24 protein-coding genes and 1 pseudogene are annotated in these 24,801 nt (G+C 72.0%); 9 read left to right on the top strand and 16 right to left on the bottom strand.

The genetic code is table 11. The annotated features are described in order from the left end of the window. The first annotated feature begins 115 nt into the window (after positions 1 to 115). Both ACRAS8_RS28685 and ACRAS8_RS28680 read left to right on the top strand, forming a co-directional pair. Positions 116 to 574 carry a hypothetical protein gene (locus ACRAS8_RS28685; protein WP_438488883.1) on the top strand — a complete coding sequence of 153 codons (459 nt, stop codon included), beginning with the start codon at positions 116 to 118 and terminating at the stop codon, positions 572 to 574. A 382-nt stretch (positions 575 to 956) separates the two neighbouring features. Then, positions 957 to 1,484: a transposase family protein gene (locus tag ACRAS8_RS28680; protein WP_438488885.1), complete on the top strand. Its 528-nt coding sequence runs from the start codon at positions 957 to 959 to the stop codon at positions 1,482 to 1,484. A 93-nt stretch (positions 1,485 to 1,577) separates the two neighbouring features. On the opposite strand, the gene ACRAS8_RS28675 is transcribed toward ACRAS8_RS28680, so the two are convergent. Then, entirely contained in the window at positions 1,578 to 2,558 is a 981-nt protein-coding gene (locus ACRAS8_RS28675) for an alpha/beta hydrolase (protein WP_438488884.1), read from the bottom strand. A gap of 122 nt (positions 2,559 to 2,680) precedes the next feature. Between ACRAS8_RS28675 and ACRAS8_RS28670 the strand changes: the two genes are divergently transcribed. Next, a complete protein-coding gene (locus ACRAS8_RS28670) occupies positions 2,681 to 3,082 on the top strand; it encodes a MerR family transcriptional regulator (RefSeq protein ID WP_039630255.1) in 402 nt (133 codons plus the stop codon). Between the two features lie 511 nt (positions 3,083 to 3,593). On the opposite strand, the gene ACRAS8_RS28665 is transcribed toward ACRAS8_RS28670, so the two are convergent. Further along, positions 3,594 to 4,052 (bottom strand): hypothetical protein, encoded by a 459-nt coding sequence (locus ACRAS8_RS28665; protein WP_438488883.1) that lies wholly within the window; start codon positions 4,050 to 4,052, stop codon positions 3,594 to 3,596. A 798-nt stretch (positions 4,053 to 4,850) separates the two neighbouring features. Between ACRAS8_RS28665 and ACRAS8_RS28660 the strand changes: the two genes are divergently transcribed. The 4 genes and pseudogenes from ACRAS8_RS28660 to ACRAS8_RS28645 all read left to right on the top strand — a co-directional run bounded on the left by ACRAS8_RS28660 (position 4,851) and on the right by ACRAS8_RS28645 (position 7,366). After that, a complete protein-coding gene (locus tag ACRAS8_RS28660) occupies positions 4,851 to 5,120 on the top strand; it encodes a helix-turn-helix domain-containing protein (RefSeq protein WP_438488882.1) in 270 nt (89 codons plus the stop codon). Positions 5,121 to 5,958: 838 nt separating this feature from the next. Further along, positions 5,959 to 6,612 (top strand): tyrosine-type recombinase/integrase, encoded by a 654-nt coding sequence (locus ACRAS8_RS28655; RefSeq protein ID WP_438488881.1) that lies wholly within the window; start codon positions 5,959 to 5,961, stop codon positions 6,610 to 6,612. A gap of 23 nt (positions 6,613 to 6,635) precedes the next feature. Beyond that, positions 6,636 to 6,740, top strand: a pseudogene (locus ACRAS8_RS28650) (3-hydroxyacyl-CoA dehydrogenase family protein); the annotation flags it as partial. Positions 6,741 to 7,108: 368 nt separating this feature from the next. Continuing rightward, positions 7,109 to 7,366: a hypothetical protein gene (locus tag ACRAS8_RS28645; protein WP_438488880.1), complete on the top strand. Its 258-nt coding sequence runs from the start codon at positions 7,109 to 7,111 to the stop codon at positions 7,364 to 7,366. A gap of 12 nt (positions 7,367 to 7,378) precedes the next feature. Here the strand turns inward: ACRAS8_RS28645 and ACRAS8_RS28640 are convergent, their stop codons facing one another. The 9 genes from ACRAS8_RS28640 to infC all read right to left on the bottom strand — a co-directional run bounded on the left by ACRAS8_RS28640 (position 7,379) and on the right by infC (position 16,959). Continuing rightward, positions 7,379 to 7,909 carry an NUDIX domain-containing protein gene (locus ACRAS8_RS28640; RefSeq protein ID WP_438488879.1) on the bottom strand — a complete coding sequence of 177 codons (531 nt, stop codon included), beginning with the start codon at positions 7,907 to 7,909 and terminating at the stop codon, positions 7,379 to 7,381. A 48-nt stretch (positions 7,910 to 7,957) separates the two neighbouring features. Next, complete coding sequence (locus ACRAS8_RS28635) at positions 7,958 to 9,295, bottom strand: transcriptional regulator (RefSeq protein WP_438488878.1); 1,338 nt, start codon at positions 9,293 to 9,295, stop codon at positions 7,958 to 7,960. A 158-nt stretch (positions 9,296 to 9,453) separates the two neighbouring features. Next, positions 9,454 to 11,994 (bottom strand): phenylalanine--tRNA ligase subunit beta, encoded by a 2,541-nt coding sequence (gene pheT / locus ACRAS8_RS28630; protein WP_438488877.1) that lies wholly within the window; start codon positions 11,992 to 11,994, stop codon positions 9,454 to 9,456. After that, entirely contained in the window at positions 11,994 to 13,124 is a 1,131-nt protein-coding gene (pheS, locus tag ACRAS8_RS28625; protein ID WP_438488876.1) for a phenylalanine--tRNA ligase subunit alpha, read from the bottom strand. The genes pheT and pheS overlap by 1 nt, the downstream gene beginning before the upstream one ends. Before the next feature lie 143 nt (positions 13,125 to 13,267). Then, positions 13,268 to 14,383 carry an ATP-binding protein gene (locus ACRAS8_RS28620; RefSeq protein ID WP_438488875.1) on the bottom strand — a complete coding sequence of 372 codons (1,116 nt, stop codon included), beginning with the start codon at positions 14,381 to 14,383 and terminating at the stop codon, positions 13,268 to 13,270. A 69-nt stretch (positions 14,384 to 14,452) separates the two neighbouring features. Then, entirely contained in the window at positions 14,453 to 15,322 is an 870-nt protein-coding gene (locus ACRAS8_RS28615) for a TrmH family RNA methyltransferase (RefSeq protein WP_438488874.1), read from the bottom strand. A 142-nt stretch (positions 15,323 to 15,464) separates the two neighbouring features. Next, positions 15,465 to 15,851 carry a 50S ribosomal protein L20 gene (gene rplT, locus ACRAS8_RS28610; protein WP_438488873.1) on the bottom strand — a complete coding sequence of 129 codons (387 nt, stop codon included), beginning with the start codon at positions 15,849 to 15,851 and terminating at the stop codon, positions 15,465 to 15,467. Positions 15,852 to 15,957: 106 nt separating this feature from the next. Continuing rightward, the gene (rpmI, locus tag ACRAS8_RS28605; RefSeq protein ID WP_016576627.1) at positions 15,958 to 16,152 is read right to left on the bottom strand and encodes a 50S ribosomal protein L35; all 195 of its coding nucleotides are present in this window, start codon (positions 16,150 to 16,152) and stop codon (positions 15,958 to 15,960) included. A 123-nt stretch (positions 16,153 to 16,275) separates the two neighbouring features. Beyond that, the gene (gene infC, locus ACRAS8_RS28600; RefSeq protein WP_438488872.1) at positions 16,276 to 16,959 is read right to left on the bottom strand and encodes a translation initiation factor IF-3; all 684 of its coding nucleotides are present in this window, start codon (positions 16,957 to 16,959) and stop codon (positions 16,276 to 16,278) included. Positions 16,960 to 17,302: 343 nt separating this feature from the next. On the opposite strand from infC, the gene ACRAS8_RS28595 reads away from it, so the two are divergent. Continuing rightward, positions 17,303 to 17,692, top strand: a complete 390-nt coding sequence (locus tag ACRAS8_RS28595) for a DUF1844 domain-containing protein (RefSeq protein WP_018540167.1) — start codon at positions 17,303 to 17,305, stop codon at positions 17,690 to 17,692. A 101-nt stretch (positions 17,693 to 17,793) separates the two neighbouring features. Here ACRAS8_RS28595 and ACRAS8_RS28590 read toward each other — a convergent pair whose 3' ends face one another. The 4 genes from ACRAS8_RS28590 to ACRAS8_RS28575 form a co-directional block, all read right to left on the bottom strand. Then, positions 17,794 to 18,561 carry an MIP family channel protein gene (locus ACRAS8_RS28590; protein ID WP_438488871.1) on the bottom strand — a complete coding sequence of 256 codons (768 nt, stop codon included), beginning with the start codon at positions 18,559 to 18,561 and terminating at the stop codon, positions 17,794 to 17,796. 135 nt (positions 18,562 to 18,696) lie between these two features. After that, positions 18,697 to 19,428, bottom strand: coding sequence for an SseB family protein (locus tag ACRAS8_RS28585; protein WP_438488870.1), 732 nt, complete (start codon positions 19,426 to 19,428; stop codon positions 18,697 to 18,699). Between the two features lie 247 nt (positions 19,429 to 19,675). Beyond that, positions 19,676 to 20,848 (bottom strand): type VII secretion-associated serine protease mycosin, encoded by a 1,173-nt coding sequence (mycP, locus tag ACRAS8_RS28580; RefSeq protein WP_438488869.1) that lies wholly within the window; start codon positions 20,846 to 20,848, stop codon positions 19,676 to 19,678. Continuing rightward, the gene (locus ACRAS8_RS28575; RefSeq protein WP_438488868.1) at positions 20,845 to 21,963 is read right to left on the bottom strand and encodes a hypothetical protein; all 1,119 of its coding nucleotides are present in this window, start codon (positions 21,961 to 21,963) and stop codon (positions 20,845 to 20,847) included. Before ACRAS8_RS28575 ends, mycP begins: the two co-directional genes overlap by 4 nt. 211 nt (positions 21,964 to 22,174) lie before the next feature. On the opposite strand from ACRAS8_RS28575, the gene ACRAS8_RS28570 reads away from it, so the two are divergent. Beyond that, the gene (locus ACRAS8_RS28570) at positions 22,175 to 23,398 is read left to right on the top strand and encodes an amino acid deaminase/aldolase (RefSeq protein ID WP_438488867.1); all 1,224 of its coding nucleotides are present in this window, start codon (positions 22,175 to 22,177) and stop codon (positions 23,396 to 23,398) included. A gap of 52 nt (positions 23,399 to 23,450) precedes the next feature. Here ACRAS8_RS28570 and ACRAS8_RS28565 read toward each other — a convergent pair whose 3' ends face one another. Further along, positions 23,451 to 24,728, bottom strand: coding sequence for a haloacid dehalogenase-like hydrolase (locus ACRAS8_RS28565; RefSeq protein WP_438488866.1), 1,278 nt, complete (start codon positions 24,726 to 24,728; stop codon positions 23,451 to 23,453). Positions 24,729 to 24,801: the final 73 nt, after the last annotated feature.

Raw genomic sequence — 24,801 nt, 5'->3', positions numbered from 1 at the left:
GGTCGCGGGCGGCAGTCTGTGTCCTTGATCGTCAGGCAGTGGTCAACGCCGGTCTGCTCGTTTCCAGGTCGTCGTTTCCAGGTCGCGGAGGCGTACGGATTCGTAGGCGCGCGGGATGACGGAGATCAACGAGGTCGCCGAACGCGTCGCAGCCCGCCGGGCGGAGCTCGACGAGGAGGAGAAGCTCCTGGCCGAACGGCTCGATACGGTCCGCGCCGAGCGGGAGGAACTCGCGGTGGCGATGCGCGTGTGGGAACGAATGCACGCCCAGCTCGACACGGAGAAGCCGTCGACGCAGGCGGAAACGGCTCAAGTGGGCGGGCGCGGTGTGCTGTTGATCCCGCACCGGAAGGCCGGCGCGGGCGAGGACATCCTGCCGCCGGACTACCAGCGGCTGATGAAGATCGTGCGAGATCCCGGTGGTCCGGTCCGGGTCAAGGACGTCGGCGTCGAGCTGGACCTCGAAGTCGAGGTGAAGGGCCGGCTGGAGCCGCTGCGCGGCAAGCTGAGCAAGCTCGCCGGGCGGGGATGGCTGCGCAAACTGCCTGACGGACGCTTCCAGACCACACCATAGGTACGGCGTCGTACCCGTAACCGGCCTGTCCCCGGCGGCCGTTGGCTCGACGTGTGCATGAAGAGGATCAACGATCCTGCCGGGACACCGGCTTCCCTGTCCACCAGTGCCGCCTGCCGGTGTCCCGGAAACCAACGCATACTGCACCGATCTGCTGAGCCGCCACCTGAAGAAGATCGGCTCCCGCTGGCGCCGTCCGGCACCCGGACGGATCGTCGTCATCGTGCTCGCCGTGCTCCGCCACGACCAGCGCATCGCTCCGCCACGACCAACGCATCGCCGACATGGCCGGCGGCAACCAGGTCGGCGACACCACCGTGCGCCACTGGCGCTACGAACTGATATCCCTGCTCACGGCCCACGCACCCCGTCTGGACCGCACGTGCAAGAGGATCGCCAAGCGGGGCGGCGAAGCCGTCCTGATCGACGGCACCCTGATCCCCACTGTCCGCCGGCCGGCAGAGCGAACCGGCCCAACTACTGCGGAAAACACCGCCGACACGGCCTGCACTTCCTCGCCCTGACCGACGAGAAGGGCCGCCTGGTCTGGATCTCCGCAGCCCGCCCCGGCCGCACCCACGACACCACCGCCGCCCGCCGCGACCACATCCTCACCCACCTGCGCACCGCCGGGCTCGGCGCCCTGGCCGACCTCGGCTTCCTCGGTCTGGACGACAATCCGGACCACCCGGTGATCGTCACGGGCTACCAGGCCACCCGCGCCCGCAAGCTCACGCCCGGCGAGAAGGAAGCCAACCGCGTCCTGGCCGCCGCGCGCGCCCCCGTCGAGCACGGCTTCGGGCACGTGAAGACCTGGCGCATCCTCACCAAGCTCCGCACCGACCCCACCCGCGCCACCGATCTCCTGCGGGCCATGCTCGTACTCACCAACCTCGAAGTGAACCGCTGACAGATGGGCTTGGCCCAACGCGACCAGCACGAGCATCCCGACAGGAGATCACGCCACCCCGATGACCTGCGACTTCAAAATGGCGGGGCTTCTCTATATCGAGAGGCGGGGTGGCTGAGGGCGGCCGAGGCTCTCGACGATCTCCTCGGCGACCGCGGCAGGAAGGTGCTCCTCGGCGAAGGCGACGGCGTCGGCGACCGCCTTGTCCGCGGCAGGGAGGTGAGCGGCGAGCAGATGCCACACGTGTCCCATCCCCGGCGCGACATCCAGGCGCAGGGGTACGGAGTCCTCGGCCAGCTTGGCGGCCAGCCTGACCGCGTCGCTGAGCATGACCTCGTGACCGCCGGTCTGGATCAGAACCGGAGGCAGTCCGCGGGTGTCGGCGAAGACCGGCGAGGCCAGCGGGTTGTTCCGCGGGGCGCCGCCCAGGACGATGTCCGCGGCGCGGCTCAGCCCCGCACGGTTCACGGACGGGTCCACGCCGTCCAGCGTGAACATCGTGACCCCGGTGTGTTCGAGGTTGGCCCAGGGGGAGATGGCGATCGAGGCGGCCGGCATCGGAAGTCCCTGGTCACGGGCGGCGACCAGGGCGCTGACCGCCATCGCGCCACCGGCGGAGTCGCCGGCGAGCACCACGTTGTGCGGTTCGGCGCCCTCTTCCAGCAGCCGGCGGTAAGCGGTGACGGCGTCCTCGATGGGGGCGGGGAAGACCGCCTCGGGCGCGAGCCGGTAGTGCGGGACCAGAACGCGGGCGCGCAGGCGTCGGGCGAGATCGCCGACCAGGCCACGGTAGCCCTGCGGGTCTCCCGCCAGGTAGGCGCCACCGTGGAGATAGACCAGGTGCCGGCCGGGGACGGCGTCCGCGGGAGTCGCGCGCTCGGCGGCCACCCCGTCCGCGTCCACGGAGTCGAAGGTCACCCCGTCCGGTGCCGGAAAGCTGTCCTGGAAGAACGTCCGGTAGGCGAGCCGGGCGTCCTCCAGAGTGTCGGGGCCTACCCCGGCGGCAGCGTCGATGACACCGCCGCTGCGAGTCGCCCATTCCTGGTAGAAGACGGGAACATCTATCGAGACCATGGCAGGTCCTCCTCGTCGCAGATGCACAGCGGCCGCGTCCTGGCCGCCCTGCGAGTCTCAGACCCTCACATTTATGTGAAGGTCAAACGGGGGCCCGAAGGCGACGCCGTACGCTCGGCGGCATGAGGATCGGAGAACTGGCGGAACGCACCGGCACCTCCCGGCGGTTGCTGCGCTACTACGAGGAGCAGCGGCTGATCACGCCTGGGCGTTCCTACAACGGCTACCGTGAGTACGAGGAAGCTCACGTGGGCCGTGTGATGCAGATCAAGGGACTGCTCGGCTCCGGGCTGCCGACCCGGATCATCCGGCAGATCCTGCCCTGCCTGGACAAGCCCCGGAGCATCTACTTCGACGATCTGACGCCCGAGATGCTCAGGGTTCTGGAGTGCGAACACGGCCACCTGACGCAGCGGATCGACTGCCTGACCCGCAACCGGGACGCGATCGGCGACTACCTGGAGACGGTACGCGGCATGAGAGCCGCCGCCGATCCCTCCGGTCGGGCGGGCGGAGGCTCGTAGGCTCCTTCACTTTCGCCGGAACAGCCTCCGCAACCAGCTCCCCCTCGGCCCGGGGCGACGGGGGCGCCGGCTGCCTGCACTCCCTGACCGGGCAGGTCGCGTGATCCGTATCCGGCGATCCTCTTGCACGTGCGGTCCGGACGGGGTGCGTGGGCCGTGAGCAGGGATATCAGTTCGTAGCGCCAGTGGCGCACGGTGGTGTCGCCGACCTGGTTGCCGCCGGCCATGTCGGCGATGCGTTGGTCGTGGCGGAGCGATGCGCTGGTCGTGGCGGAGCACGGCGAGCACGATGACGACGATCCGTCCGGGTGCCGGACGGCGCCAGCGGGAGCCGATCTTCTTCAGGTGGCGGCTCAGCAGATCGGTGCAGTATGCGTTGGTTTCCGGGACACCGGCAGGCGGCACTGGTGGACAGGGAAGCCGGTGTCCCGGCAGGATCGTTGATCCTCTTCATGCACACGTCGAGCCAACGGCCGCCGGGGACAGGCCGGTTACGGGTACGACGCCGTACCTATGGTGTGGTCTGGAAGCGTCCGTCAGGCAGTTTGCGCAGCCATCCCCGCCCGGCGAGCTTGCTCAGCTTGCCGCGCAGCGGCTCCAGCCGGCCCTTCACCTCGACTTCGAGGTCCAGCTCGACGCCGACGTCCTTGACCCGGACCGGACCACCGGGATCTCGCACGATCTTCATCAGCCGCTGGTAGTCCGGCGGCAGGATGTCCTCGCCCGCGCCGGCCTTCCGGTGCGGGATCAACAGCACACCGCGCCCGCCCACTTGAGCCGTTTCCGCCTGCGTCGACGGCTTCTCCGTGTCGAGCTGGGCGTGCATTCGTTCCCACACGCGCATCGCCACCGCGAGTTCCTCCCGCTCGGCGCGGACCGTATCGAGCCGTTCGGCCAGGAGCTTCTCCTCCTCGTCGAGCTCCGCCCGGCGGGCTGCGACGCGTTCGGCGACCTCGTTGATCTCCGTCATCCCGCGCGCCTACGAATCCGTACGCCTCCGCGACCTGGAAACGACGACCTGGAAACGAGCAGACCGGCGTTGACCACTGCCTGACGATCAAGGACACAGACTGCCGCCCGCGACCAGCACGAGCACCCCAGCACGACGCCATGCCACCCCGATGCCCTGCGACTTCAAGATGGCGGGGCTTCATATAACGTGCGCCCTCTGTGGTGCCCATCAGCGGAGCACCTCCACGCAGGCGGAGATAGCGCCGACATGCCTATCCACCCCGCTCCCAGAGGGGTAGCGCCTTGGCAGCACGCAACTAAATCATCAACATGGGTGCCACCGTGGAGCGGCTGCTCAGACGCCTCCGGTGACCGCCCAGCTCTGGGATTTTTCAGGGACTTTCAGCTCTGCCAGAGGGAGTTTCGAGGGACTTTCGGCTGCCCAAAACAGCAAGCGCGTGAAAGGTCGGAAAGGGCCTCCGATGCAGGTCAGAGGCCCTTTCCGAGGAAAAGTCCCAGGTGGGGGCGGACGAGTCGGCCTATACGCCGGGTACTGGCCCACAGCAGTTCGCCTACGGCAGACGCCCATGACTGGAGACCTGCTCGGACACCATGTCAACGTACGAGTGCTGGCAAAACCACAGGTCAATGAGAGGACCATCGAGCGCCGTGGACTGCTACGCCCGCGAGCACCAATCACACTTCAGCACTCCTTAAGACCCCCAGTACGTGCGCTACCAGAATTTCCCGGTCTCACCAAGCCGAGACTTCTCCGGATAGTGGCGTCCATCGACCCCTATCACCCTGGAGACCGGAGATGCACGAGGAGATCACGCGCACCCATGAAGCGGCGTTCCTGAACCTGGCCAAGGCAGCCGAATACCTTGGCATTTCACCGAACACCCTATACGTCTGGCGTCACCAACGGCAGGGACCGCCGAGCTTCCGCATGGGAGGCCGCGTCATGTACCGGATTTCGGCGCTCGATGAGTGGGTCGTGACGCAAGAGCAGGCGGATTCACGTTCCAACGCTGCTCTCAATCCCGTCAGTCAGAACCCGATGAAGCGCGCAGCGCGTACTCCTTGAAGGCCGTCCACAAGCCCGAGGGCGATGCCTCGATCTCTTGAAGCCTTTCGGAGTCCCGGCGTGCGCTCTTCCACCATGTCGTACGCGCATATGCAGTTGAGTTCATAGGAGCACATTCCCTTGGCGGGGTACATAGAAGACCGTTGGCTCAAGAAGAAGCCCAACAAAGACACCGGTAAGCGGGAGCGGACATCCCTCTGGGGCAAGGGCAAGCGCTACCGGGTGAAGGGCATCCCGGGTGTCCGGGATCGCTCGTTCGACACGAGCGAGGACGCCAAGCAGTGGCTCGCGAACGCACAGACGGACACCACCCGTGGCGAGTTCGTCGATCCCCGCGACGGAGCGATCCCCCTCACCGAGTACGTCGAGAAGCACTGGTGGCCGAGCCGGTCGGACGAACCGTCGACCGCTGCCCCCCTGCGTAGCAAGGTCTGGAACCACATCATCCCGTTCCTGGGCGAGACGGCGCTCCGGGACATCGGCGGTGCCGCGCTGCGTACCTGGAAAGCGCAGCTGCTCACGCGTGTCGAGGCGTCCACGGCCCAGGTGATCTGGATCCACCTCTCCACCATCCTCGAAGCCGCCGTCGACGACGGCCGCCTGGTCAAGAACCCCCTGCAGGGCGCGTCGGACGGTCAAGGCGCCCAAACCCGCGAAGAGGAAAGCCAAGGCGTGGGCCAGGGCGACCGTGGAGGCCGTCCGGGCAGGTTCAGGAGCGGTACCGCATTGCGGTGGACCTCGGGGTGGGTGTCGGTCCGCGGCAAGGCGAAGCTTTCGGTCTCGGCGAGGAGGACTTCGACTTCGAGGCCGGCGTCGTGCACATCCGCCGGCAGCTGCGGTGGGACTCCAAGGGAAGGCCCTACTTCTGCCTGCCGAAGGGGGCAAGACGCGAACCGTTCCCGTCTCCCCCAACCTCGCCAAGCGTGTCCAGAACCATCTGCGTCACTTCCCTTCGGTCGCCTGCACACTTCCATGGCGCAATCCCGAGCCACCGACGACCGAGCTGGCGGCGCGGCAGCGCAAACCGATCACCGTCCGGCTGATCCTGAGCACCCCGCAGGGCAATCGGATCAACTACTCGAGGTGGAACAAGCAGAGCTGGCGGCCCGCGCTCGCGGCGGCCGGAATCCTGAAGAAGCTCGGCGAGAAGGTCAGGACGTGCGGAGGCCGCACCCGTCGGTACCCCGTCTACGAGCTCTCCCGCGCGGACATGTTCCACGTCCTCCGGCACACGTACGCAAGCACCCAGCTTGAGGCGGGCGAGTCGATCGTGAGCGTGTCGGAGTGGCTCGGGCACGCGTCGCCGCAGACCACGCTGAAGCACTACGCTCACTTCATGCCCGGTGCGGGCAAGCGGGGACTTGCCGCGATGGACGCGTGGTTCGATCAAGAGCCGTCATCGGGTCAAGAGCCACAACCAAATGTCCCTGAGAAATCCCTGGACGTCCCACAAGCCCCAAACGAGCCCGGAAACCGCAGGTCAGGGCGGTAGTCGCCCGCATCGTCAGCCTGTAGGAGGAGTACAAGGAGCCCCTGTACGCCGCTCCCCCGCTGCTGCAGAGGATGGTGGACGCGGGGCGGCTGGGGCGGAAGTCCGGGTCGGGGTTCTACTCGTACTGAGCCGCCGCCCCCGTGGCGGGAGCTGAGCCGTCGCCCGCGCAGCGGGAGAAACGGGGGCCGTCCGCCCGCCGCTCGGGGGATGGTTCGGCGGGCGGACCCGGCCGGCGGGCGCCCGACCGCCGGCGGCTTCGGCCCCCGTACTTAGAGTCAACTCCTCTCGGCCCGTTGATGACAGCGTGTGAATGCGCCAACTCGGCGCGCCCGCTTCACACCCCGTGCGAAACGCTCACGCGGCGTCACTTCACACGGGGTGTGAACCGCTGACCCGTATCTCCCCGCCGCACACACTCCCGCCTGCCGTCCCTGGGCAGTTGACTGGTTGAGGTATTCACCCGACCGTCACCAGGAGAAGGAAAGAGGAGCGGAACGTGACCGCCCACCGGGACCCCGACACTCTCGCCGCCGACTTAGCGGAGCTGCGACGCCTACTCGACGTGCGCACCGCCAAGGTCGACGGCCAGCTGCGGCTACAGGCCCAGCGCTGCGCGCAGACCACGCGCGAAGCCGACGAACTCCAGGCCCGCCTCACCCGGTTGGAGAGCCGCCGCTGGCCGCTGCCCTCGCTCGCCGCGCTCGCCGGGCTCGCGGCGGGCGCGGCCGCCCTGTGGCAGGCTACGGGGCACTGAGGCCGGCCGGCCTCAGCCGAGCCGGATGTGGTGGAGCATCAGCAGGGCCGCGGCCATGTTCGCGGCCGGCACCTCCCCCCTCGCCACCATGTCGGGCACCAGCTTGAGGTCGACCCACTCCCGCCGGTCCGACTCGAAGTCGTCCTGCGGGGCGCCGAGATACTCGGCCCGGTCGGACCAGTAGATGTGGTGCCGCGCGTCGGTGAGGCCGTTGGACGGCTCCACCGAGAGGAGGTGCTGGAGGGGCCCGGGTCGCCACCCGGTCTCCTCCTCCATCTCCCGCGCGGCCGCGGCGGCCGGCTCCTCCCCGTCCTCCACGACGCCGGCGGCCAGCTCCCAGCCCCAGCTGTCGGTGATGAACCGGTGCCGCCACAGCAGCAGCACCTCATTGGCCTCGTTGACCGCGGTGGCCACCGCCACCGGCCGCATCCGGATCAGGAAGTGATCCAGGTGACGGCCGTCGGGGAGTTCCACATCGGCCAGATTGACCCGGAACCAGGGATTCGCGTAGACCGGCTTTTCGCTGAGATTGTTCCAACGCACGTAACTGCCACCTTCCGCTTGAGGGCCGGCAAGGTGACACGAGCCCGGTCACAGCGGAACGCGCAGCACCTCGTCGATGAGATCGGCAGCCTCGTCCGTCGCTGAGCTCCCGGTCTCCGCCAGATGCTCGCGCACCGCCCGCAGCCGGTCCCGCAGGCGTTGCGACTCCATGCCCCGGGCCTGCTCCGTCATCTCCGCGGCGTTGGCCACGGCCCGGTCCGCATCCCCTTGGCGCAGCTCGATATGGGTGAGCATGGCCAGCCGGTGAACCCGGCCGCGGTCGTGTGCGGGGGTGTCCACGGCGGCGTCCGCCTGCTCCCGGGCGGCCCGCAGGTCCCCGAGGCTGAGCAGCGCCTCCGCCACTTGTACGTTCACCAGGCCCGGCTGCACATAGCCGGTCTCGTCGGGTTCCAGCCCCGGGCGGATCCGCTCCGCCGCCGCCTCGGCCCGCCGGATGCGGTCCAGTGCGCCGGTGCCGTCGCCCAGCCGCGCGTACGCCTTGGCCTGCATGGCGTAGAGGTCGGCGGAGAGCGCCGGGGTGAGCTGTCCGCCCGCGGCGCGCAGGGCCGCCTCCGCGAAGGCGACCGCCTGGCGGTGTTCCCGTACGAAGAGGGACTGGTTGACCAGCAGCGCGATCACATACGCGCCGAGTCCGCGGTCCCCGCTGGCCTTTGCCAGCCGCAGCGCCTGATGGAAGTAGCGCTGGGCCAGTCCGAGAGCGTCCGAGTCGTACGCGCAGATGCCCGCCACGGCCACCAGCCCACCGGTCGCCCGGTGCAGCTGACGCCCCGTCGCGTCGCTGTAGCTGCCCCGCAGCAGCGGCGCCGCCTCGGTGTTGAGGAACCGCACGATGCGTGCTCTGGTAGCGATACCACCCGCCTTCCGGTACATCTGCTCGTAGTGGGTCCGGGCCGTCCGCAGCATCTCGATGTCGGCCATCCCGACCCGGCTCAGCCCGTCGCGCGAGACGTCGAAGTCCTCCGGCGGGTTCTCCCACTCCCATACGGGGATGATCGCCGACGTCCCGGTCAGCGCGGGGGCCGCGACCACATGCGGCCGCTGCTGCTCGTCGGACCGCCACAGCGCGGTGGCCCGCTCGACGAACCCCGACAGCGGGGTCCCCGGAGCCTGCCGCGCCCCCGGCCCGCTGAGCCCGATGTCGGCCAGGCTCACCGGCCGGTGCAGCCGCTCGCCGAGGATCTCGCAGATCAGGTCCGGCACCTGCCCCCGCGGCCGCTGCCCCTTGAGCCACCGCGCCACGGCGGTGTGTTCGTAGCGCAGCGCGAGCCCGCGCCGCCGTCCGAGCTGGTTGATCCGCGCGGCGAGCCCGGCGTGCGAGACGCCGGCCTCGTCCAGGATCGCATCGAGCAGCGTGTTGGGCTCCATGCCTCGCCCCCAAGGACGTACGGACTCCGTAAGTCCAGCGTAATCAGGGGGAGTTCACACCCCGTGCGAATCCGGCCGGGGGCGGGGGCGGGAAACGGGACGGGCCCCCGCCCACCAGTGTGGACAGGGGCCCGGCAGCCGGCACAGGGCCGCGCGGATCAGCCGCGCAGCACGGCGCCCACCCGCTCGACCGCGACGGCGACCGCCGCGTCCCGGGCGGCGCTGGCCTCCTCGGCCGTCAGGGTCCGGTCGGACGCGCGGAACCGCAGGGCGTAGGCCAGCGACTTCTTGCCGGCGCCCACCTGCTCGCCGGTGAAGATGTCGAACAGCCGCAGCGACTCCAGGAGTTCGCCGGCGCCGTCCCGCAGGGCGGCCTCGACGTCCGCCGCCGCCACCGAGGCGTCGACGACCAGCGCGACGTCCTGCGTGGCGACCGGGAAGGTGGAGATCCGCGGCGCCTTCAGCGCGCCGGCCCCGGCCCGCTCCAGGCGGTCCAGGTCGATCTCCATCGCGCTGGTGCGCTCCGGCAGGCCCATCGCCTTGACCACCCGCGGGTGCAGCTCACCGGCGTTGCCGACGAGCACCTCCTCGCCGTCGACCAGCGCGAGCAGCGCCGCGCACCGGCCCGGGTGCCACGGGGCGTGCTGGTCCTGGCGGACGACCAGCTCCACGCCCGCCTCACGGGCGACGGTCCGGCCGGCCTCGATGGCATCGGCCCACCCGGACGGGTGACCGGCGCCCCACCAGCCGGCCTGCTCGCGCGCACCGGCGAGGACCACGGCGGCCCGCCGGGGCTGCTGCGGCAGCGAGGCGTCCAGCGACGCGATCTCGTCGTCGGTCGGCCGGCGGTCGACCACCAGGCGGCGGGCCGGCTGCTCCTGGCCGGTCGCCCGGAACACCGGGCCGGTCTCGAAGAGCGCCAGGTCGTGGTTGCCGCGCCCGTAGTTGCGGCGCAGCGCGGCCAGCAGCCCCGGGACGAGGGTGGTGCGCAGGTCCGGCTCCTCGTCGGAGAGCGGGTTCACCAGGGTGACCGCGTCCCGCCGGGGGTCGTCCGGCTCGATGCCGAGCTGGTCGAGGACGGCGGAGCCGGTGAACGGGTAGTTCAGCGTCTCGACGTACCCGGCGCCGGCCAGCGCGCGGCCGACCCGGCGGTGCAGACGCTGACGCTCCGTCAGCCCACGGCCGGCGGGCGGCAGCGGCAGCGTGGAGGGGAGGTTCTCGTAGCCCTCCAGCCGGATGACCTCCTCCGCCAGGTCGTTGGGGTCGGAGAGGTCCGGCCGCCAGGACGGCACGGTCACGACCAGCTCGTCCTGGCCGTAGACGTCGCAGCCGACCTGCTGGAGGCGGCGGACGACGGTCTCCCGCCCGTAGGTCACACCGGCGACCTTGTCCGGGTGGTCCGCCGGGATGGTGATCGTCCGCGGCCCGCGCGGCGAGACGACCTCGGTGACGCCGTCCTCGGCGGTGCCGCCGGCGAGCAGCACCAGCAGGTCGACGGTCCGCTGGGCCGCCGCGGACGCCGCCTCCGGGTCCACCCCGCGCTCGAAGCGCTTGGCGGCCTCGGAGGAGAGCCGGTGGCGGCGGGCGGTCCGGGCGATGGCGATCGCGTCGAAGTGCGCGGCCTCGATCACCACGTCGGTGGTGCCGCGCGACCGGCCGGTCGACCCCGCCTCAAAAGCCGCGGTGGCGGTCGGTGCGGCGATCTCGGTGTTGGCGCCGCCCATCACACCCGCCAGCCCGATCGGGCCGCGGTTGTCGGTGATGACCAGGTCCTCGCCGTCCAGCACCCGCTTGGTGCCGTCCAGGGTGACCAGCTCCTCGCCGGGGGTGGCGCGGCGCACGCCGATCGGGCCCTCGACGGTGGCACGGTCGTAGGCGTGCAGCGGCTGGCCCAGCTCCAGCATCACGTAATTGGTGATGTCCACGGCGAGCGAGACCGGCCGCATACCGGCCTTCTGCAGCCGGCGCTGCATCCAGATCGGAGTGCGGGCCTCCGGCTCCAGGCCGGTCACGGTGCGCGCGGTGAAGCGGTCGCAGCCGATCGGGTCGGCGACCTGGACCGGGTAGCCGCCGGCGTTCGGCGGCGGCACGTCCAGCAGCGCCGGGTCGCGCAGCGGCAGCCCGAACGCGATGGCCGCCTCGCGGGCCACGCCGCGCATCGACAGGCAGTAGCCGCGGTCCGGGGTGACGGCGATGTCCAGCACCTCGTCGCGCAGCTCCAGCAGCTCGATCGCGTCGGTGCCCGGCTCGTACTCCGGCGGCAGCACGATGATGCCGCCCGAGCCGTCGTCGCCCATGCCCAGCTCGTCGCCGGAGCAGATCATGCCGTGCGACGTCTTGCCGTAGGTCTTGCGGGCGGCGATCTTGAAGTCGCCGGGCAGCACGGCGCCCGGGAGGACGACCACGACCTTGTCGCCGACCGCGAAGTTCCGCGCACCGCAGACGATCTCCTGCGGCTCACCGGTGCCGTTGGCCCGGCCGACGTCGACCGTGCAGAAGCGGATCGGCTTCTTGAAGCCCTCCAGCTCCTCGATGGTCAGCACCTGGCCGACGACCAGCGGGCCGCTCAGGCCCTCGCCGAGGCGCTCGACGGTCTCGACCTCCAGGCCGACCTCGATGAGCTTCTCCTGTACGTCCCGGCCGGTCGTCGTCGCCGGCAGGTCGACGTATTCCCGCAGCCAAGAAAGCGGGACCCGCATCAGATCTCCATCCCGAACGGCCGGGTGAACCGGACGTCGCCCTCGAACATGTCGCGCATGTCTTCCACGTTGTGCCGGAACATCAGCATCCGGTCGATTCCGAACCCGAAGGCGAAACCGCTGTACTTCTCGGGGTCGACGCCGCAGGCGACGAGCACCTTGGGGTTGACCATGCCGCAGCCGCCCAGCTCGATCCAGCCCTCGCTGGAGCAGGTGCGGCACGGCCGGTCGGGGTCGCCCACGGACGCGCCACGGCAGACGTAGCAGACCATGTCCATCTCGGCGGACGGCTCGGTGAACGGGAAGTAGTTGGGCCGCAGCCGGGTCTTCATGTCCGGGCCGAACAGCGCCCGGACCATGTGGTCCAGGGTGCCCTTGAGGTCCGCCATGGTCAGGCCCTCGTCGACGGCAAGCAGCTCGATCTGGTGGAAGACCGGGGAGTGCGTGGCGTCCAGCTCGTCGGTGCGGTAGACCCGCCCCGGGCAGACGACGTAGACCGGCGGCTCGCGGTCGACGAGCGTACGGGCCTGCACCGGCGAGGTGTGGGTGCGCAGCACCACGCCGGACTCGGCCGCGTCGGCCTGGGCGCCGTTGGCCTTCACGAAGAAGGTGTCCTGCATCTGGCGCGCCGGGTGGTCGGGCACGAAGTTCAGCGCGTCGAAGTTGAACCACTCGGCCTCGACCTCGGGGCCCTCGGCGACCTCGTAGCCCATCGCGACGAACACGTCCGCGACCCGCTCCATGAAGGTGGTCAGCGGGTGCCGGGCGCCGGCCGGTACCCGGTCGTAGGGCAGCGTGACGTCCACCGCCTCCTCGACCAGGACACGGGCGTCGCGCTCCGCCTCCAGCTCTTCCTGCCGGGCCTTGAGCGCCTGGCTCACCCGGCCGCGGGCCTGGCCGACGCGCTTGCCGGCGTCCGCCTTGGCCTGCGGGGGCAGGGCGCCGATCTCGCGGTTGGCGAGGGCGAGCGGCGAGGTGCCACCGGCGTGCGCGATCTTCGCCTGGGCGAGCGCGTCGAGGTCACCCGCGGCGGCGATGGCGGCCAGCGCCTCGTCGACCCGTCGGGCGATCTCTTCCGGTTTCAGGGCTTCGACCTCGACAGGGTCGTACGACTTATTGGGTGCGGACATCTCTTCCCGTGCTTCCGGTGGTGTGGCTTGGCGCGGCTCGCTTCGCCTCGGCTCTGCGCCCGCGTGTCCGCGATGCCTGTGCGCCAAAGGTGCCAAAGGTCAAGTCTAAGGGGCGGGCCGCCGGCGGCCGGTCCGCCCCTGCTTCATGCCAGGAAGGCCGGGGCCGCGACGGGCAGGCTGAAGCGGAACTGGGCGCCGCCGGCCGGGGCCCGGCCGACCGTGATCGTGCCGCCGTGCGCCTCGACGATGCCCTTGACGATATAGAGGCCCAGCCCGGTGCCACCGCGCTTGCTGCCCCGCCAGAAACGCGTGAACACACGGCTCATCGACTCCTCCGGGATGCCGGGGCCCTCGTCGCTCACGGTGACGCTCGTCCCCTCTCCGCCGCCGGTGTCCTTCGCCGGTCCCACCTCGATGGTGACCGTTCCCTCGCCGTGGCGCACCGCGTTCTCCAGGAGGTTTCCCAGCACCTGGTCCACTTTGTCCGGGTCTGCCCACAGGTCGGGCAGCGGCTCCCGCATCCGGATCAGGAAGCGGTCCGGCCGCTGGCCCGCGGTGGTCTGCGCCTGTACGTGCCGCCGGACCGCGGCGATCATGTCGACCCGCTGCCGGCGGACCTCCAGCCGCCCGGAGTCGATCCGGGAGATGTCCAGCAGTTCGGCGATCAGCCGGGTGACGCGGTTGGCGTCGGCGTCCACCGTCTCCAGCATCAGCCGCTTCTGGTCGTCGGTGAAACGTTCCCACTTCTGGAGGAGGGTGGCGGTGAAGCCCTTGACGGAGGTCAGCGGGGAACGCAGCTCGTGGGCGACGGTGGCGATCAGCTCGGCATGGCTCAGCTCGGTGCGCCGCCGGGCCTCGGTGCCGCGCAGCGCGATCACCAGCCGGCGCACCGGACCGGTGGGCCGGCTGCGGACGTAACGGGCGGAGACCAGTACCTCCCGCCCGCCCAGCAGCAGATTCCGCTCCGGCTGGCCGCGGCGGATGGCGAGGCCCCCGTACGGGTCGGTCAGCTGCCACCAGCGGCGGCCTTCCAGGTCCTGCAGCGGCAGGGCGTCCCCGACGGGGCGGCCCAGCGCGGCCGGCGGCTCGATACCGGTGATCCGGGCCGCGGCGGCGTTGAAGCAGATCACCCGGCCGTGCTCGTCGGCGACGACCAGGCCGTCCGGGAGGTCGTCGGGGGTCAGCCCCAGCTCCGCGCCGGCCGCCTCGGACGGGCAGCCGCCAGCGGTGGCGGTACGGGCCGAAGTCCTCGCCGTCATCGCCGTGTTACCCCCTTCCGGGCCGGAGCTGGCAACACTACTAGCTCGGCCCGGACCCACCGCTCGGGATCAGGACGACGCCCCTCCGGCGGGTGACGTCGCGCGGCACCCTCCCGGCGTGCGCTGGGCGCGCGCGGAGGCGTACAGGCACACGGCGGCCGCGGTCGCGAGGTTGAGGCTCTCGGCCCTGCCGTGGATGGGCACCCGGACGACGGCGTCGGCCAGCGCCCGGGTCTCCTCGGGCAGCCCCCACGCCTCGTTGCCGAAGACCCAGGCGGACGGCCCGCCCATGGAGCCGGCGTCCAGCTCGGCGTCCAGATCGCGGTCGCCGGCCCCGTCCGCGGCCAGGATCCGCACCCCGGCCCCCCGGAGCCCGGTCACCACCTGCTCCACCGGCACGCCCACCGCCACCGGCAGGTGGAACAGCGAACCCACCGACGCCCGCACCGACTTGGGGTTGTAGAGGTCCACCGAGGCGTCGGTCAGCACCACCGCGTCGGCGCCCGCGGCGTCCGCGCAGCGCAGCACGGTGCCGGCGTTGCCGGGGTCGCGGACGTTGGCCAGCACCGCGACCAGCTGAGGGCGGGCGGCGAGGATCTCCTCGAACGGCGAGTCCAGGAACCGGCAGACGCCCACCAGCCCCTGCGGGGTGACGGTCTGGGAGACGTCCGCGACGGTCCGGTCGTCGGCCAGGTGCACCCGCGCGCCCGCCGCCCGGGCCGCCTCGACGATCTCCGCGTACCGCTCGGCGGCCTCGACGGTGGCGAACAGCTCGACGAGGGTGGGCGATCCGCCGGCCCGGTGCGCGACGGCCTCCCGGACGGCCTGCGGACCCTCGGCGATGAACCGGCGTTCCTTGCCCCGGAAATGGCGCCGGGCCAGCCGCCGGGCGGCGGCGACTCGCGGGGAACGCGGGGAGATCAGCTCGGGGGTGCCCATGGACGGCGGCTCGCTTCTTTCGTTCGGTGCGGGGCCCGTGCGGAATCGACCGGGCCGGAAACGCGGCGGACCCGCAGGCCGGGGGCCCACGGGTCCGCAATCACAACGTCGTCACGACGTCACAACGCTGTCAGGCTGCGCTTCAGGCAGCGGCCTTCGGGGCGTTGACGTCGCTCGGCAGCGCCTTCTGCGCGACCTCGACCAGCGCGGCGAACGCGTTGGAGTCGTTCACGGCGAGGTCCGCGAGGATCTTGCGGTCCACCTCGATGTTGGCGGCCTTCAGACCCTGGATGAAGCGGTTGTAGGTCATGCCGTTGGCGCGGGCAGCGGCGTTGATGCGCTGGATCCACAGCTGACGGAAGTCGCCCTTGCGCTTCTTGCGGTCGTTGTAGTTGTAGACGAAGGAGTGGGTCACCTGCTCCTTGGCCTTGCGGTACAGGCGGGAGCGCTGGCCGCGGTAGCCGCTGGCCTGCTCCAGGATCGCCCGGCGCTTCTTGTGGGCGTTGACTGCCCGCTTGACGCGTGCCACTTGTTAACTCCTTGTAGCGGGGCCGTGGTTGTTCGTCACACGGCCCGAATCGACGTGGGTCCCGGTCGGGTCGGTGCGCCCCGCCCGTGCGGCGGAGCGCCCCGGCTCACTTGCCGAGAAGCTTCTTGATCTTCGCGGCGTCGCCCGGGGCCATCTCGGCGTTGCCGGTGAGGCGACGCGTCACGCGGGACGACTTGTGCTCGAGCAGGTGGCGCTTGCCGGCGCGCTCGCGCAGCACCTTGCCGGAGCCGGTGACCTTGAAGCGCTTGCTGGCACCGCTGTGCGTCTTGTTCTTCGGCATGCGCCGTTCTCTCCTCGTCAGTGGCGCCCCCACCGGCGGGGACCGGCATGCGGGAGCGTCAGATGTGTCGGTTGTTCCGGGGCGTGTGCCCCGGCCTGGATCCGGGGCAGCTCACCCAGGAGCTCACGCCTCGGCAGGCTCCTCAGCGGGCTCCGCGGGAGCCGCACCCTGGCGCTCCGCCTTGCGGGCGGCCTGCGCCTCGCGGGCCTCGGCCATCGCCTCGGTCTTCTTCTTGTGCGGACCGAGGACCATGATCATGTTCCGGCCGTCCTGCTTCGGGTTCGACTCGATGAAGCCGAGGTCCTGGACGTCCTCCGCGAGCCGCTGGAGCAGTCGGAAGCCCAGCTCGGGGCGGGACTGCTCGCGACCACGGAACATGATCGTGATCTTGACCTTGTCACCCTGCTTGAGGAACCGGACGACGTGACCCTTCTTGGTGTCGTAGTCGTGCGGGTCGATCTTCGGCCGGAGCTTCATCTCCTTGATGACCGTGTGCGCCTGGTTCTTGCGCGCCTCACGGGCCTTCATGGCCGACTCGTACTTGAACTTTCCGTAGTCCATGAGCTTGCAGACCGGCGGGCGGGCGTTCGCCGCCACCTCGACCAGGTCGAGGTCGTACTCCTGCGCAAGCTCCAGGGCCTTGGCAAGCGGCACAATGCCGACCTGCTCGCCACTGGGACCGACGAGTCGCACCTCGGGGACGCGAATCCGGTCGTTGATGCGGGGCTCGGCGCTGATGGATCCTCCTCGGTAGCACCACGCGACGGCCTGGCGGACTGCCGCGTAACGTCTGTTCGGTGTGACCAACCGCGCCGGCGCACGAAAAACGCCCCGGACGGGACACAGGCGGGGCTCCACGTGGCTCAGGAGCACCGCCGCGAAAGTCTCCGCGGGGCGCAGCCGGACCGTTGACCCGCCGATCCGGAGATCGGTCGGGTGGGAGATCGGAGCCTCCACTTGTGGGCCGGTCACATGCGTGTCCGGCCGGTCGGAACACCAGGATACACGAGTCAAGGGGGCGGCCCCACTCCGTGCGTCGGGCCCGCACCGGCCCGATGCGCGGCGGGGGGGGCGCTCCCGGCCGCGGGCCCGCCGGGCTGTGGCCATAGGCTGGGGGCAAGACCTCCACCAGGAAGTGAAGCCCCAGCACATGAGCGAGCAGACCCCCCAGCAGCCGGCCGCCCCCGAGACCGGCGGCGCGGCCCGCCCCGACTTCGAGACCATGACCCGGGACATCGCGGAGGTGCCGGCGGTCGAGGTGATCACCACGGTCGCGGTGCACCTGATGAGCTCGGCGGCGGTCAACCTCGGACTCGCCGAGGACGGCGCGGACCACAAGGACCTGGACGAGGCCCGCAAGCTCATCCACGCGCTGGCCGGGCTGGTCACCGCCAGCGCCACCGAGATCGGTTCCTACCACGCCGCGCCGCTGCGGGACGGCCTGAAGTCGCTGCAGCTCGCCTTCCGTGAGGCGTCGGTGGTGCCGGACGAGCCGGGCCAGGGCCCCGGGGAGAAGTTCACCGGGCCGGTCTACGGCTGACGGCTCCGCGAGGGCTGCCTGCCGCCGCGCGCATGACGAGCCCCGGCCGGATTCGTTCCGGCCGGGGCTCGTCCGCGTACGGGGACCGGCTCCGGTGCTCCTCAGACGCTGCCGCCGGGGGCCGGCTCGGCGGGGGGCTTCGGCTCGCCGCGGGCCGCCTGGTCGGCGACCACGACCGGCTCCTGGGGCGGGTGCGTGATCTGGTGCACCAGCGCCGCCAGCGCCCCGCCGATCAGGGGCGCGACGAGGAACAGCCATACCTGGGTGATGGCCGCGCCGCCCGCGAAGATGGCGGGGCCCAGGCTCCGCGCCGGGTTCACCGAGGTGCCGTCCAGCGGGATGCCGATGAGGTGGACGGTGGCCAGGGCCAGACCGATGGCCAGGCCGGCGAAGCCCACCACGGCCACTTTGTGCGTCACGCTCAGCACCACGAAGACGAACAGGAAGGTCATCACGATCTCGGCCACGAAGGCGCCGCCGAGGTTGATGTGGACCGCCGAGCGGTCGCCCCAGCCGTTCGTGCCGAAGGCCGCGTGGGTCTGGAGGCCGGGGACCTGCTTGGCGACCAGGAAGAGCAGGGCCGCGCCGACGATGCCGCCGAGGATCTGCGCGATCCAGTACTCGACGGCCGTGCGGAGCGTGATGCGCCGGGCCACCAGCATGCCGAGCGTCACCGAGGGGTTGATGTGGCAGCCCGAGATCGGGCCGAGCGCGTAGGCAAGCGCCAGCATGACGAAGCCGAAGGACAGCGCGATGCCGAAGGTGCCGATGTACTCGCCGGCCAGCACCGCGGCGCCGACGGCGAAGAACACCAGGAGCAGCGTGCCGAGGAACTCGGACACGACCGTGCGGGTCTCCGTGGTCTCCATGGGCTCTCCTCGCGTGGATCTTGAGCTCTCCTGGCATTGTGCGGCCCGGAGGGCGAAGCCGCCCGTCGGCGCGGGTGATGACCGGGCGGCGGAGAGCCTGCGGGAGTCCGTCCCGAGGGGCCGGGTTCTTGCGGATCAGCGCTGGTAGAGGGGTTCCCCGGGGGCGTCGGCGCCGGGCGGGAGGAGCGCCAGGTCGAGGCCGCGGACGAGGCGGGCGCGCAGGGTCTCGTCGGTGGCGAGTGCCTGGGCCAGACGCTGGGCGGCTTCGGCGGGGACGGCGTCGGGGGCCAGGCCGAGGGCGAGGGTGCCGTCGGTCTCGGCGGACGGTGTCAGCCGGGCGGCCAGGACCGCGGGCTCGGCGGTGAGGAGGGTGCGCAGCGCTTCGGTGACGGCCGGGTCGGCGAGCGGGTCGGCGGTGGTCCGGCCCTCGGCGAGGGCGCGCAGGGCGGCGCCGGTGAGCTGGTAGGTGACCGGGCCGGCCAAGTCGAGGACGACGGTGTCGGCCTGTTCGTGCGCGGCGGCCAGCAGCGCCTGGCGGAGCGGCACCGCGACCGGGCGGGCGTCCGGCCGCCAGCGCCGCAGGCTGTCCATGGAGGTGAAGGCGGGGAGGGCGCGGCGGCCGTCGGGCGCGGTGAGGGTGGGCACCGCCATGTCGCTGGTCTTCTCCCTGCGCAGCCCGTCGGGGCCCGTCTCGACCTCGCCGAGGACCGCGACGACCGGGACGAGGAGGCGGGCGTCCGCCAGGGCGGCGAGCAGCGCGGGTTCGGTGCCGGGGTCGTTCGCGTACGCCGCGAGCGCGGCGGCGAGGGCGGGGGCGGCGGAGCCGTCGTCGTCGGCGAAGCCGGGGTTTGGGATGTTCTTTTGCACGAACCCGAGCGTATCCGCTGCGCTTGGCCGGCTTCCCACGTTGTCGGCCTCCCCGCCGTAGGGGTTCGCCGCTGCTTTTGCGCCTGCGGCGCGGAACCGCTGCGCGGCTGTTGGGTGCGGTGACGGGCCTCCGGGGCAGGGGTGTGCCGGACTGCTGTCGCTTTACGTCCGGCACACCCCTGCCCCGGAGACCCGTCACCTCCCGTGAGTGGTCATAGAGACGGTGGGTGGGGGCGTGCGTCGTGGGTCAGTGGTGGGTGGTGGGGCGGTTGCGCCAGAGGAAGAAGGAGGTGGTGGTGAGGGTGAGGCCGGTGGCGGCGAGGGTCCAGGGGAGCCAGTTGATGGGGGTGTTGTCTTCGGGGTCGGGGGCCGGGCCGGGGCCGAAGTAGCGGTGGGGGTAGGCGGCGGGGGCCGGCTTCTGGGGGGTGGGGGTCAGGTGGGCGGCGGCCTTGAGGGCGGCGGCGGGGTCGATGAGGCCGGCGCCGTAGTCGTCGTCGCGGCCGGACCGGGGGCGGTGCTGGGCGGTGCTGGTGAGCAGGGTGCGGATCTGGGCGGGGCTGAGGTCGCGGTGGGCGGAGCGGATCAGGGCGATGGCGCCGGAGGTGAAGGCGGCTGCGGGGCTGGTGCCCAGGCCGGAGACGTAGCCGGTGCCGTGGTCGGCCATGAGGATGTCGTCGCCGGGGGCGCTGACCGTGGCGTACCAGTGGCGGGTGGAGAAGGGGGCGCGGGCGTCCAGGTGGGTGACGGCGGTGGCGGCGATGACGCCGGGGTAGGCGGCCGGGTACGAGACGTGGTCGCCCTTCTCGCCGCCGTTGCCGGCCGAGGCGACCACCGGGATGCCCTTGCCCAGGGCGTACTGGATGGCGGCGTCCTCGCGGGGGTCGGGGTGGGCGGTCTCGCTGTCGTCGCCGAGCGACATGTTGATCACGTCGGCGCCGTGGTCGGCGGCCCAGCGGATGCCGTCGGCGAGGGCGCCGGGCCGCTGGTCGCGGGCCCGCCGGCGGTCGGGGTCGTGGTCCTCCAGGATCACCCGGACGGGCAGGATTCTGGCCTCGGGGGCGACGCCGAGGATGCCGTCGGAGCGGCCGGCGCCGTGGCCGTGGCCGGCGATGACGCTGGCCATGCCGGTGCCGTGCTGGGCCCAGGCGTCGTCGCCGGGACGGGCACCGAAGCCGATCAGGTCCTTTTCCGGCAGCACCTGGCCCTTGAGGTCGGGGTGGTCGGCGTCGACGCCGGTGTCCAGGACGGCGACGGTGATACCGGCGCCCTTGGTGGTCTGCCATGCCTCCTGGGCGTGGATGGCCGTCAGGCCCCACTGCTGGGCGCGGATGGCGTCCGCGCGGGCCGGCAGAGCGGGCAGGACGGCCAGGGCGGCGGAGGTCAGGGCGAGGGTCGCGGCCCGCAGCGCGGTCTTGATCACTGCGCGTCCTCCGTGGGCTTGGCGGGGATGCCGGACGCCGTGCGGAAGGCGGCGCTGATCTTGTCCGCGAGGCCCTTGGCGTCGTGGCCGAGGCCGGATTCGGCGGGGGCGGTGGCAGTGCCGGGCTGGACAGCGGCGTCGGCGGGCTGCGGGTCGGTGATCTCGCGGCCGTCGGCGAAACCGGAGACGGCGTAGACGACGACGGGTATGTCGGTGAGTATCCGCACCGTCCAGCTGGCGCGCTGGGCGGGGCCGAAGTCCTCGGCGGGGGTGCCCTGGGCGGCCAGCGGCAGCGGCATCAGGGCCTTGCGGGTGGCGAGGTTGTTGGTGCTGAAGCGGGCGTTGAGGTCCATCATCCCGGCCCGGTCGGCCTTGGTGGTCTGGGCGCCGACGGTGATGACGTCGGTGCGGGTGGCGTCGACGTAGGTGGCGCGCAGCAGACGGGCGCAGCCGGCCGGGGCGAGTTCCTCGGCGAGCGGGCCCTCGTAGGCGGCGGTGCAGTCGGTGTCGGGGGCGACGGCGAGCCGGATCCAGGTGCGGTCGGCGCCGCCGGGGCCGGCGGCCAGGCCCTCGACGGTGCGCGGGAAGAGGGTGTCGACGGGGGTGTTGCGCCAGGCGTCCCGGCCCTTGGTGAAGGCGGCTTCAGGCGTCGGGGTGGTCTTGGCGGGGGTGTCGGTGAGCCAGCTGCCGACGGCCGCGCCGGCCATCAGCCCGATGCCGAGGACGAGGCCGGCGGCCGCGGCGACGATGCGGGTGCCGGGCAGGCGGGCGGGGGCCGGCGGCCGGGACATGGGGGCGGCCGGGGGCGGGGGGCTCGCGGCGCGGTCGCGGGGCGCGTCCCACTGGGCGCCGCTGTTGGCGAGGTGGAACGCGGCGGTGTCGCGGAACGACCGGGGGGCGCCGGCGGGGCGCGGCGGGGCGGTCGGCGGCTCCGGGCGGGGGCGCGGCGGGGCCGGGGGCGCGGCCGGTGGCGGGGCGTCGGGGTCGGCGGGGACCGGGCGCAGGACGGTGGTCTGCGGGTCCAGGTCGGCGGGCGGCCGAGACGGGCGGTGGGGCGGGCGCGGGGGTATGGGTGGGATGCGCGGAGCATCGGCGTAATCGGCGTCGGCGCTCACCAGCGCTCCCCCTCGCACGGTGTGCCCCGGACCCGACAAGCGGGGCAGGGTGGCTCGTATCCGGACATCACGCCGCTGACCTGCTGGTTGCGGTGTCGAGCCACTGTAAGGGCTGGCGCGCCCGGTGCTCCAACCCCTGGACGCTCCGGCGTCACTTCCGGCGCGGTTCGTCCCCTTACCCCGCGGTAGCGGTGTCTGGCAGGCTGCGGCCATGTCGCAGCACTCCGCCGGTACGTATGCCGGCAAAGCCTTCTACGACCGGGCGACCGCCGCTCTCGACGCGCCGCTGGCCGTCGTGGATCTGGCGGCCTTCGACGCCAACGCGGCCGATCTGGTGCGCCGTTCGAAGGGGAAGCCGATCCGGGTGGCGAGCAAGTCGGTGCGCTGCCGGGCGCTGCTGGAGCGGGTGCTGGCGCGGGACGGCTTCGCGGGGATCATGAGCTTCACGCTCGCCGAGTCGCTGTGGCTGGCACGCTCGGGCTTCCCGGACGTGCTGCTGGCCTATCCGTCGGCGGACCGGGACGGTTTCGCCGAGCTGACCGGGGACGCCGCGCCGGCGGCGGCGGTGACGGTGATGGTCGACGATCCCGCACAGCTGGATCTGATCGACGCCGCGCGGGCGGCCGGCCCGGGCCGCGGCGAGGAGGTGCGGGTCTGCCTGGAGCTGGACACCTCGTACCGGCTGCTGGGCGGGAGGGTCCGGGTCGGGGCGCGGCGGTCGCCGGTGCGGGAGCCGGCGGCGCTCGCCGCGCTGGCCCGGACGGTGGTGCGCCGCCCCGGTTTCCGGCTGGTGGGGCTGATGGCCTACGAGGGGCATGTGGCGGGGGTGGGCGACGAGGTCGCCGGGAAGCCGGTGGTTTCGCGGGCGATCCGGATGATGCAGGCGGCGGCCCGGAAGGAGCTGGCGCGGCGGCGCTGGGAGGCCGTGCGGGCGGTGCGGGCGGTGGCGCCGCGCCTGGAGTTCGTCAACGGCGGCGGGACGGGGAGCGTGCAGCACACCGCGGCGGAGGCGGCGGTGACGGAGCTGGCGGCCGGCTCGGGGCTGTATGTGCCGCGGCTGTTCGACAACTTCCGGTCGTTCCGGGGGCGTCCGGCTGCGCTGTTCGCCCAGCCGGTGGTGCGGCGGCCGGGGCCGGGGGTCGTCACGGTGCTGGGCGGCGGCTATCCGGCGTCGGGGGTGGCCGGCGCGGACCGGCTGCCGGAGCCGTATCTGCCGGCCGGTCTGCGGTACGACCCGCAGGAGGGGCCGGGCGAGGTGCAGACGCCGCTGCTGGGGGCGGCGGCGGACGGGCTGGCGGTGGGCGACAAGGTGTGGTTCCGGCACGCCAAGGCCGGTGAGCTGTGCGAGCGGTTCGCGGAGCTGCACCTGGTCGAGGGCGACCGGGTGGTGGCGACGGTGCCGACGTACCGGGGCGAGGGCCGCACCTTCCTGTGACGGTGTCACGGGTGGCGGTGCGGCCCCCGTCCGGCGTACGGAGGCCCCGGGGTCAGCCGTGGATCCGGTCCTGCTGGTCGGCGACGACGGTGCCGTCGGGGCGGCGGACCGGGCCGAGGGTGCCGTCGGTGTTGGTGTAGCCCTTGGTGGCGCAGGGGTACACACCGGACTTGCGGGGCAGCGGGTCGATGAACATCGGGTTGACCACCCAGCGGCCGTCGGCGTTGTCGTAGCCGCGGCACATCAGCTCGTCCTTGTTGCGGTTGATGGCCAGGTGGGCGCCGGTGGCGTCGCCGACGAAGGTGACATCGGTGTTGGCGTCGCCGCCGCCGAGCGCGATGCGGTGCGCGGGGTCCTGCTTCCGCCACGCCTCGGCGCCCTTGATGCCGTAGATCTCCTGGTTGATCCAGCAGCGCTTGCCGTCCATGTACGGGATGACCTCGCCGCGGCCGTCCTTGACGTCGCCGCAGCCGGCGATGGTGGTGGTGAGCCAGCCGTCGCGGACGCGGCTGCGGATGCCGAGGGTGTGCCGGGCGTCCACCCCGACGCCACCGGACCACGCCTCGGCGACGGTCTCGGACGACGCGGAGACGATGTAGACGTCGAAGCCGGCCCGCTTGAGCGTGCGGATCAGGTCCTTCTGCTGGTCGTAGTAGCGGACGTAGCCGGCCAGCTTGTGGGTGCCGACGGTCTGCACGGCGCCGACCGGCGCGGCGAGGTTCTCGGCGCGGGCGCGCTTGGCGTACGCGGTGAGGGTGGCGGGCTTCAGGCCGGCGAACAGCTGCGGTATCCAGGCGTAGTCGGGGACCGTGCGGCGGTGGTTCCAGTCGCCGGCGAACGCCTCGGCGCCGCTCATGGTCTTCGCCGTGCCGCGGATCTCCATGATCTCGTCGGCGCAGGCGGTGTTGCGGGAGGTGGGCAGCGGGCGGCCGGGGGCGCCGGTGCCGCAGGCCCGGGTCAGCGCGCGGTCGGCGGCGGGGGTGAGCCAGGGGCTGGTGTCCCGCCAGCTCGTGGGCCGGGGCAGCTTGTCGTGCCGCAGCATCCAGGCCAGCGTGGCGTCGGAGATGTCGTTCTTGACGACGGTGTTGTCCCAGTCGAAGGCGGCGACCGGACGGGGGCCGCCGTGGCGCCCCGAACAGGTGCCGCGTTCGTCGATCATCTTCTGGAGTTTGGCGCGGTTGTCGCCGTACCAGGGCAGGTCCTTGGAGAGCTGCGGGCACCGGGCGCGGTCCGCGGACCTGACCGGGGCGGCGGTGGTGGTGGCGGGCAGCGAGGCGGTGAGGGCGGCGGCCGCGAGCAGGCCGGCGACGAGGGTGCGCGTGGTGCGCATGCATCCTCCTTGACGCATTGACGCATGGGCGGGACAGCAGTCGGAACCGGCAGCGCTGCCGGTTCCGGTGCTG

It is taken from the genome of Streptomyces sp. S186 (assembly GCF_051603415.1).
In the GTDB taxonomy this organism is placed as follows: Bacteria; Actinomycetota; Actinomycetes; order Streptomycetales; family Streptomycetaceae; genus Streptomyces.
This window is presented reverse-complemented; position numbering and strand designations above follow the sequence as displayed.